At 37.3% G+C, this 10,872-nt stretch carries 4 protein-coding genes and 2 pseudogenes; all 6 read right to left on the minus strand.

Going from position 1 to position 10,872, the window contains the following annotated elements:
- Nucleotides 1-4,887, minus strand: a pseudogene (locus ACFIMX_RS08795) (hypothetical protein); the annotation flags it as partial.
- Between the two features lie 815 nt (nt 4,888-5,702).
- Nucleotides 5,703-7,432 (minus strand): annotated as a pseudogene (locus ACFIMX_RS08800) (Vomp family autotransporter); the annotation flags it as partial.
- A 30-nt stretch (nt 7,433-7,462) separates the two neighbouring features.
- Nucleotides 7,463-8,185, minus strand: a complete 723-nt coding sequence (locus ACFIMX_RS08805) for a hypothetical protein (RefSeq protein ID WP_375694341.1) — start codon at nt 8,183-8,185, stop codon at nt 7,463-7,465.
- Between the two features lie 17 nt (nt 8,186-8,202).
- Nucleotides 8,203-8,880, minus strand: coding sequence for a hypothetical protein (locus ACFIMX_RS08810; RefSeq protein WP_375694342.1), 678 nt, complete (start codon nt 8,878-8,880; stop codon nt 8,203-8,205).
- Between the two features lie 505 nt (nt 8,881-9,385).
- Nucleotides 9,386-9,871, minus strand: coding sequence for a hypothetical protein (locus ACFIMX_RS08815; protein WP_375694343.1), 486 nt, complete (start codon nt 9,869-9,871; stop codon nt 9,386-9,388).
- A 663-nt stretch (nt 9,872-10,534) separates the two neighbouring features.
- Nucleotides 10,535-10,872: YadA-like family protein (locus ACFIMX_RS08820; RefSeq protein ID WP_375694344.1), on the minus strand; the 338-nt coding region annotated here is incomplete at its 5' end.

The following is a 10,872-nucleotide window of genomic DNA, read 5'->3' on the forward strand; positions in this document are numbered from 1 at the left end:
TGTACCTTTATCATAAAGAACAACTGCTGAATCGTCAGATTGAAGTTTTTCCGAAAGATCTTTTAAACCCTTATCAAGTTGACCTTTATTAACCGCTTCATTGTCATTCGAAGCTTCCTTTACACCAGAAATGATCCGATCCTCACCACTCTTATTTGCAATATTGATTGTAGCACCATCTGTCTCCGCACCAATCTTGATAGTCTTGCTGTCTGTATCCTGTTTAACTAGGCTATCACCTACAACCTTGGTAAGCTCTTTTTTTACATTTGTGATAGAAGTACCTACACCCTCAAAAGCGGAAGCTACATCAGTATAGCTCTTCTCTTCATCCTTGCCATCTTCCTTAACAGTCTTAACCTTGAAAGTGGGAGCGGTCCATTCACCATCCTTATACTTAGCATCACCACCAAAATATTTCGCTGTATGTTCAGCAACCTTAGTAACATTTTCATTGGTGGTAAAAAGCTGTGAGCCATTAACCGCATCCGTTGAGTCTTTAGAAATGTCTCCATTCGCAAGATACTTAATCTTGCTGTTGCTTTTCACATCTTCTTTTTTTCCATGATGAGCCACAAACGCACCCTCATCATCACTCCACATCAACGCATTCTGACCAATGTTTTCAGTAACTTCTTTCTGTATATCCGTGAGAGAACTATCAACCCCAGCAAAAGCAGAACCAACATCATTATAGTCCTTGCCCTTAACTGTATAAGTTGGCTGTGTTCCCTTCAAAACATCCGCCTTACCGCCTAAATATTTTGATGTATTCTCAGCTACTGTTTTCAAATCATTTGTTACTGTAGTAACATTTTTATTGGTTGTAAAAAGCTGCGAGCCATTCACCGCATCCGTTGAACTTTCTGAAAGTTCACCAGCCTGAAGAGACGTAATCTTGCTATTCCCTTTCGTATCTCCTTCTCCATGCTGCGCTACAAAAGCTTTATCCGCTTCACTCCAATTCAAAGAATCACTTTTAACGGTTTGAGCAAGACCTTTGATCTCTTTATCAAGCTGCCCTTTGTTAACCGCTTCGTTATCATTTTCTGCCGCCTTCACACCAGAAAGTGTCCGATCTGTACTCGTATTATCTGCTATACTGATTGCAGCACCACCTTTTCCAGAACCTATGCTAATAAGTTTTGTATCATTATCTTGCTTAACAAGGCTATCGCTTACAACTTTGTTAATCTCTTTGTGAATATTCGTGAAAGATGTACTTACGCCATCTAACGCATCCGCAACATTATTATAAGTTTCCTCTTTCGAATTGCCTGTATCATCGAATTTCTTAACCTTGAATTTTGGTGCAGTCCATTCACCTGCATCATCATAGCCTGCACCACCACCAAAATATTTCGCTGTATGCTCAGCAACCTTAGTAACATTTTTATTGGTTGTAAAAAGTTGCGAACCATTAACCGCATCCGTTGAACTTTCTGAAAGTTCACCAGTACCCACACCGGTAATTGTCCGTTCCTTACCTTCATTGTTAAGAATACTTACTTCCGTACCACCTGATGCTTTACCTATGGTGATAACACCTGTTCCCCCTGCACGAAGACTACGACTGAAGCCCGTCTCTTCTTCTTGCTTAACAAGGATACTGTCTCTTACATCGACAATCTCATCATTAAGTGTCGTGAAAGCACTGTTAACACCTTCAAAAGCAGCAGCAACATTATGATAAATCTTTGTATCACCTTCTGTGCCATCAGAATCAAATTGTGCAACTTTGAAATCAGGTTTCGTCCATTTACCATCCTCATACTTGGTATTACCACCGAAATATTCTGCAAGGGCTGTATTCGTAGAATGGAGCTGTGAACCATTCACGGCATCGGTTGAGCCTTCAGATATATCTCCATCCTTAAGAGACTTAATTTTGCTGTTGCCTTTTTTCTCTCCTTCTCCATGCTGCGCTACAAAGGCATCCTCATCCTTGCTCCACGATAACGAATCCTGTGCTACTCCTTGTGAAACTTCCTTAATACGATCGTTCACAGTCTTGATATTCTTATCAAGTCCTTTAAAGGCAGAACCAACATCCTCATAGGTTTTGTTATCTACCTTACCGTCTTTAGAAACTGTCGATAAGTCATACTTTGGTTGTTTAAAACTTTTGCCATCAAAGGAGACATCTCCACCTAAAATCTTTGATAAATCATCTGTGATTGTATGAAGCTGTCCACCAGCCACTGCATCATGAGAGCCCTTAGCAATACTACCATCTGCAACATTATGAAGGCCAACAGAGGAAGAATTCTTACCTTTGCCTAATGTCACACTCGTATAATCAGTCTCATCACCTGTTTTATCATAATGAACAACCGCCGATTCATCAGACTGAAGTTTATCAGAAAGATCTTTTAAACCTTTATCAAGCTGTCCCTTGTTAACCGCTTCATTGTTATTCGCAGCTTCCTTTACACCAGAAAGCGTCCGATCCCCGTTATCTTTATTGGCAATATTGATTTCACTGCCTGCTACTTCTTTACCAATAGTGATAAGACTTGTATCTGCATCTTGCTTAACAAGACTATCACTTACAACCTTGTTAATCTCTTTGTGAATATTCGTGAAAGATGTCCCTACTCCTGCTAACGCATCCGCAACATTATCATACTGCTTCTCTTCAATTGCAACACCATCATCTTTGACAGCTTTAACCGTGAATTTTGGTGCGGTCCATTCACCATTCTCATACTTAGCATCACCACCAAAATATTTCGCTGTATGCTCAGCAACCTTAGTAACATTTTCATTGGTGGTAAAAAGCTGTGAGCCATTCACCGCTTCGCTTGAGTCGACAGAAATATCGCCATTCGCAAGATACTTAATCTTGCTATTGCTTTTTGCATCTTCTTTCCCATGCGTTGCTACAAACGCACCTTCTTCTTCGCTCCACATCAAAGCATTCTGATCAATATTTTCAGTGACCTCTTTTTTTACATTTGTGATAGAAGTACCAACCCCTGTTAAAGCACTTGCTACATCAGAATAGCTTTTATCTTCTTCAGTACCATCTTCATTGAAGATCTTAATCTTGAAACTTGGACCTGTCCAGTTTCCATTTCCAAAGTCAGCATCTCCACCAAAAAAAGTAGCTACCTTACCACCTAGTATATTTATCTGAGAACCATTGACTGCTTCATCTGAATTTGTACTGAGATCGCCACCTAATAAACCGGAAAGTTTCCGTTTCTCATTACCTTTATTCAGAATACTGACTTCATTGCCACCAGTTCCTTTCCCAATGGTGATAACACCTGTTCCCCCTGCACGAAGACTACGCGCTAATCTATTTTCTTCTTCTTGTTCTTGCTTAACAAGGATACTATCTCTTACATCAGCAATTTCATTATTTGTTGCAAATAACTGTGAACCATTCACTGCTTGTTGTGAAGTCTCAGTGAGTACCGCAGCCTTAACTTTCTTTATCTCTTTACCTCCAGCATCAATGCCCGCGGTCGTTATTTTTGGACCATCAGTAATGACCAAACCTGTTGCGTCTAAGGTATTCGTCCCTGCTTTTAAGCTCGTTAATACAACATCTTGAGCTAAATCAAATTTTACATTATTATCCTTATCGCCTTTTGTAATGTTAAGATTTTTACTTCCAGTAGAAAAATCTACTCCACTATCCATAATGACTGTTTTAGCATTTTNGCCTTTTGTAATGTTAAGATTTTTACTTCCAGTAGAAAAATCTACTCCACTATCCATAATGACTGTTTTAGCATTTTTACCGTCAACAGACAGTTTCCAACCATTTTGTCTTACGACCCTTTCTAAGTCTTTTAATTGTATAACATTCACTGCATCTGCATCTTCACTACCAGCCGCTACACCTGTAATTTGTCGTGTTTTGCCATCATCAGCATCACCAACACTAACAGCACCTGACGTAGATTTCCAATAAGATAGCTCATTTTTTGCAGGCCCCTGCAGCATAGAAGTATATCCTGAAACACCTGCAGCCCTATTAGCAACAGACTTGCTTCCTAGAGCAACGCCATCATTTTCTGATACATTTGCACTACGACCTATAGCAGTGCTGCCTCTCGCTTGTGCTGTTGCTTTATATCCCACAGAAGTAGAAAATTCTTCCGATGCATCTGCACCCGCACCAAAAGCAGTCGCATATTCTTCCCTAGCAGTCGCAAAGTCTCCCACAACTGTTGAAAAATTCTTAACCGCTTTTGTTATGCCTGTACCCGGAGCATATTGGCTACCTATTGCGATACTATTTTGACCCAAAGCTTCCGCCTTATAGCCTATAGCTATACTATTCACACCTTTTGCCTGTGCACCATCCCCCAAACTGGTAGCATTTTTTGCTGTCGCCTTTGTAGAGGAATCTATCGCAATAGACGACACAGAGGGCGCACTCGCGGACTCACCCAACACAACACCTTGATCAGCTTTCGTGTCTCGCTGCATTTCACTAACAGGAATAAGTTGTCTTGTTGTCAAAGTATTTATTACAGAGCTATTATCAATCTTTATTACGGAATTCTTATCACTGTTACCAGAAAGAGTATTGATGAGAAAATTTGCATAGTCACTCACAGCATCCACCTTAGGTGTCGTCGCAACACTCAACGCTGTTATATAATTTTTCTTTGACGCACTAGAAGCATCTAATTCACTGTTATCGCTCTCATAAGCAGAGATAACATTTTGTCGAGCTCCTACAACAGCGCTCTCGACACCTTCAAGGAACATTTTGCTTAAATCGACATTTGCCGAAAAACTAGTAGTAACATTCGATAAAAACGCAACTATTGCAGCCAACAAAAGCACCCTAACCAAAGACAATGGATAAGGAAAATGAGTCTCATTTGCATCATTGTGTGCTGGTGTGGCATATAATTTTTTCATAACAAACTCTCCAATGAAAAAACTTAAAAACACCTCCAAAACATAAAAAAGACACATTTTAGCATTATAGTCCCCTTTTGGATTTTGAATAGAGGATCATAGCTTAGAGTATGGACGTTTTGAGTCTTTTGTTTTGTTATGTTTGTGCTTTCTGTATTGAGGTCTAAATGTTTGTTTTTTTGGTTATGTTTTGTGGACATAGAAATAACACATTTAGAGTCTAGTTTAATTGATGTGCTGTTTTTGATAACTAAAAAAGAGGTTCTACATATTTAATATTACTTTTTTACTTGGTAGTTATTATTATAGAATAAGGTTTTAGTGCGTGTCTTCCTAATTATGGGCGTTAGTTTTATTAGAGAGCATTGTTTTGTTAATAACGCGTAAAGTAAAAATAAATTGTAATATGTCGGGATTTATTTTTCCTCGAATAATTGATTTTAGTCAGATTATCTCTTTTTAGATTGTCACGTAATGGTATATGGGCATTTTGTGGTGTGTTTTTTATCTTTATGCATTGCCTACCCCCCTTTGAAAGTTATTTATCAAAATGAGTCTTATTAATATATATTTCTGCATCATTACAGATTATTTCAGAAAATAGCAATACAAAAATATAACTTTTTTAGCAATATGGATTCTACTGTGTTCTTTTTGCAATAAAAATAGAGAGAAATCTTCCATAAACTCTAAAGTTTATAGCGTCATTAAATATTATGCTTATCTCTAGATAAATACTGTGCGTCTGTAAAAAAATATTCACCCTCATTTCAATCAATAAGCGTGAATATTTTATTCAGTTTTCGTTGTCCGTGTTATTTTCTTTTCAGAGTGATTGCACCACCTATCCCCCAATAACCACCAGCACTCGTGGCAGAGAGATTAGAGTGGTTTTTCCCATCTTCAAATGTATAACCAGCTCCAATAGCAAAATGCCAATAGACTATGCCATAAACCGCTACCAAAACAGACACTTAAAGACCAAAGGATATTAAATAACTTAAATTCGATATTGCCAAACCAACAGCCGCTGCTTGTCTTGCTTCTTTCCGAACATCTTCAATGGCATAACTTAAAATATTAAACTTCATATCTGTATATTGGTGAGCCCGATCAACGGCATCATCAATAGCATCGATAACGATATTATTCACCCGTTAATCTATGTAATGCTTTGCATCATCGAGAACAATCTTCATCTGCTGCTCAGTGTAATCATGCAGTTGACCACCATTAACAGCTTCTTTCAAACCTTGTTCAATGCAACCATCCGCAACATTATTAATCATAACAGGTTCACTTTCGTTGCCACCTTTTAGAGTGATCTTATTGGTCTTTTTACCATCAGTACCTTTATCATAGTTAACTGCACCATCAGAAAAATTATTAACCGTGTTCTCAATATTATCAACTCTGTTTTCACTATTGAAAACCGTTTCACCAATATTCGTAACCGTAGTGGAAATATTGTCGACTCTCTTTTCAATATGTTTAATATCTTTTTCAACGCCAGTAATACGTTCGTTGGTCTCCCAAAGCTGTCCACCATTGACTGCATCTTTTGAACCTTCTGCAATTTTACCATCTTCTACATTGATAATCTTACTTGGTTGACTATCAAGGCTAGCATCATAAGCTTTTTTCTGCTCATTCCAATTTAAACCATTGGACGAGACATTGTTTTCAACATTTTGAATGCGGTCGTTTATCTTAGACATACTCTCACTTACGCCGTCAAAAGCACTGGCAACGTTATGATAATCCTTCTTTTCAGCAGAACTCCCGTCAGCCTTGAATTGTGCTATCTTGAAAGTAGGAGCAGTCCATTCTCCATTATTATAGCCAGCGCTACCACCAAAATAATTTGCTATATCTCCAGATATTTTATTAATTTTGTTCCCATTGATTGCATCATGCGATACTTGCGCAATTATGCCATCTTTAACATTATGAAGAGCAACATGGGCTTGGTTATCCATCCCACCTAAAGTTACGCTACCATAATTAACGGTACCGTTTTCTTTATCATAAAGAACTGCAGCAGCACTTGTAAGATTAATATCATTAGAAATCTTCTCTATATTTTTATCAAGCTGGGCTTTGTTAACAGCTTCATCATTTCGCTCTGCAGCTTTTACATCAGAAATTGTACGAGCATCACCCGATTTGTTTGCGACATTAATTTCTGTCCCCCCGTTGTCACACCAATGGTAATAGTACCTGCATCTCCTTCCTGCTTAACAAAGCTATTTTTTGCTGCATTAGTGATTTGATTTTGGATATTCGTGATAGAAGTATCAACAGCATTAAAAGTAGCTTCAAAATCATTATGTGGCTTACCCTGAATAGTGTAAGTGGGAGCCTTACCGTTAGATACATCTGCACCACCACCAAAATATTTAGATGTATTTTGAGAAATTTTTGCTAGATCATTCGTAACAGTGGTAACATTCTGATTAGTAGCAAAGAGCTGAGAACCATTTACTGCATCGGTTGAATCTTCAGTAATATCTCCATTGGCAAGAAATTTAATTTTGCTGTTTTCTTTGTTTTCTCCATGCTGTGCCAAAAATGCCTACTCATCATTACTCCACAATAGAGAATCTTTAGAAACACCCTCAATTTTCTGAGTGAACTCATTAGCTACATGTGTTAAGCGGCTATTCACATTGTTGATATTGTCATCAAGCCCTGTCAAAGCATCACCAACATTATTATGGTCTTTAGATACTGCTACGCCATCTTCAGAAATGCACGATAAATGATAGAGCAGACCAAACAAAATACCGTCGCTAAATTCCGCATTCCCACCCAAAATGTTTGCTACATCTTCAGATATTTTTTCAATCTGACTGCCATTGATCGCATCAAGAGACCCTTTTGCAATTGTACCAGCTTGTACATTATGGAGAGCAACTGGTTCCGTAGTCTTATCACCACCCAAAGTCACACTATTATAATTAATGGTGTCATCTGCATCTTTATCATAGAGAACTGCAAAGCTATTTACTTCTTTAATGACCTTAATACTGTCCGTGATATCTGCAATTTCACCATCAAGTTGTTTTTTATTAACGGCTTCATCATCCTTAACTACTTCTTTCACACCGGAAATTGCACGAGCATCACCTGATTTGTTTGCAACATTGATTTCAGAACCACCTGTTTCTATACCAATGGTGATACGACCTGCTTTTTCACCATCTTGCTTAACAAGACTATTTGCTGCTATTTGATTTTTTATCTCTTGTAGCTGCGCAAAATTCACTGCATCATAAGGTTCTTCCCCAGCTGCCACTCCTTCAAGCTGGCGTGTTACCTTATTTTATAATCACCAATAGTCGCTGCATGCGCAGTATTTTTCCATACCTCACTGTTTTTATTTTTTTCGCTTAGCTCGATAGGACTGTAACCACTAGCGCCAGCAAGCGATGTAGTCACAGAACCGTCCCCAAGAACAACATTGCCATACGCACGCGTTTCAGCATTCTTATCTATAACAATAGCCCCATTACCATCAGCCCTCACTTTTGAAGAGTAACCATTCGCGAATGTATATTCCTCAATGCTATCTTGATTATCATATACGGAACCTATCGCAATACCGTTTAGCCCTGAAGCGCAAGCCATAGAGTTTATAGTAAAACTTTTCTCTTTTGCCGTATATTTCTCTGGATCTAAAACAACAGCTTTTTTAGCCCTCTTATCCCTTTTTGAATCAGAAACGAGCGTGCCATTCGCTGTAAAGATGTTTTGCGCATCTTCCCATGCAAATTTTCCGTCGGCTGTTAAAACATTTATTACAGAATTATAACCATCCATACCACTGTTATAATTATCATACGCAGAAATAGTACTTTGCGGATAAACTACAGCGGCATTCTTCACATTTTCAAGAGATGCTTTTGTTAAATCGATATTTGCTGAAAAAACAGGAGCAGCATTCGATAAAAACAAGGCAACCGCAGTTTCTAACGACGCTACTTTAAACAATGATGATCGACGATGTGAGCAAAAAAACTCAAATCACGCAGATTTTGTGAGTGTATAATTTTTTCATAATACCCCTTTCATAATAATAGATTAAAAACACAAAAAAGGTATGATCTAGAGCCCTAAAGCTTTCTTATTTCCCTTGCATGTCCGCGCTCTTACAGCGTATGTTTTTAGGACATAAATAAAAATTAAGACATAAGCTGTTGTTTCTACAGCATCTTTAGAGGGTAATTAGGAGCAGGTTTGTGAAAGCCAATTGGGGGAAGGTAAAAAAATACTTAATATTAGAATGGATTTCGTTTTCTATCAAAAGTTGTACGTTGTTTTTAGCTTTGATTTATTTGAAAGAAATATAATTTTTGTACCTATTGGTCATCCGTTTAGGCATCAGTTTATTTTTCGTGAATAAGATTTTTTATTTCATTAGAGGATTTATGAAAGCTTTTTACTAAAATGCCCCATCTATATCCTTACTAATGGTAATGTGTCTCGTTGCTGTATCCTATTTTACAAAAATACTCACTGCTACTTGTTCTTTTATTCCCTTCAGTTGTGAAAAATTCACTGCATCAGTATTGCTAGTTCCTTCTGCAACATTTGTTACTTGTTTACTTGCCGTATTAATACTACCGGTGGTTATTTGCGAGACATCAGTAATTACTAAGCCTGTTGCATCTACTTTTGTTTTTTCTCCTAATGTTATGCTTTTCAATGCTATATCATTAGCCAAACTCAATATGAGCTTATTTTCATCGTGCTTATCTCTTTTAACCCTGAAGTTACTTACTCCAGATGAAAAATTTATTGTACTATCTAGCATCCATATCTTTAGCTGCCTCACTAGCAATAGACAGTTTCCAACCTTTTTTCTTACGACTTCTTCTAAATCCTGCAACTGTCTAAGGTTCACTGCATCGGTAGGCTTGCTACCAGCTGCTGCGCCTATAATTTGTTGCATTATATTCTTACTAGGAACACCAATACTCACTACTTCTTCCGTACTTTTCCATTGAAATTCAGTGTTTTTAGCCGATCCCTGCAAAAGAAACGTATATCAAAAAAACGCCCGTAAGCCCTACCGGACACAGAGTTGTTCCCGATAGCAACACCCCCATTAACCATCACGTTAGAATAGGAACCTAAAGAGATACTTCCACCCCCATTTGCTTTTTATACTCGTAATCAGGTTAAGACTCTTTGGAGAAATTAAATTTTTACTATGAAGCTACAAAAAAATTGATTAAAAAAACATAATATTTTGAACTATTCTATTCTTAAGATAATTTGTCATTTAAAAAACAAGAATTTCAATGAAAAATTATAACGATATCAACATAAATCATACGTTTCTATAAGAAAATAAAAGCTAAAACTGTCTTCTTTTAATAAAGGGTATATTCGTATTTACATTGCTTGAAGCATTTTAATAAATCAAAATAATAGGATAGAGCAATAAGATTATTACCTAATTATCAAAGAAAAATAGCAATCAATTTTTTGAATCTTTACCACTAAGCTCTTTTATTCTCAACAAAAGTTGTAATAAGCTTTTTATATTCGGATTTTATATAATTACGAAAGTTTTGTACATTTAGAATAGTTTTAGAAGGCTCTGGAAAAGGTAAATCAATTTTATGGATTTAGTCGTTTATTAGTTGAGTATCACATTAACCCCTGCACTTATACCCCAGTGACCTCCAGAAGTGGTAATTGACAAGTTGGAACCAATATCACCGTTCTCTGAAGTATAACCTGCACCAAAAGCAAAAGCAGATTGACTGCGCCATAAACCACTACCAAATGCGATTGTTAATTTTCCAGGAATATCACTATAGCGTAAACCAGCTACCGCTAAACCAACAGCAGCAGCTTGTCTTGCCTCTTTTCGAACATCCTCAATAGCATAATTTAATGTCGAAAACTTCATATCCGTATATGAATTAGCCTCATTAACTCCATCTTTTACAATATGAGAAACTTTCTCATCCG

The organism is Bartonella sp. AD24XZML, assembly GCF_042196485.1.
Lineage (GTDB): Bacteria > Pseudomonadota > Alphaproteobacteria > Rhizobiales > Rhizobiaceae > Bartonella.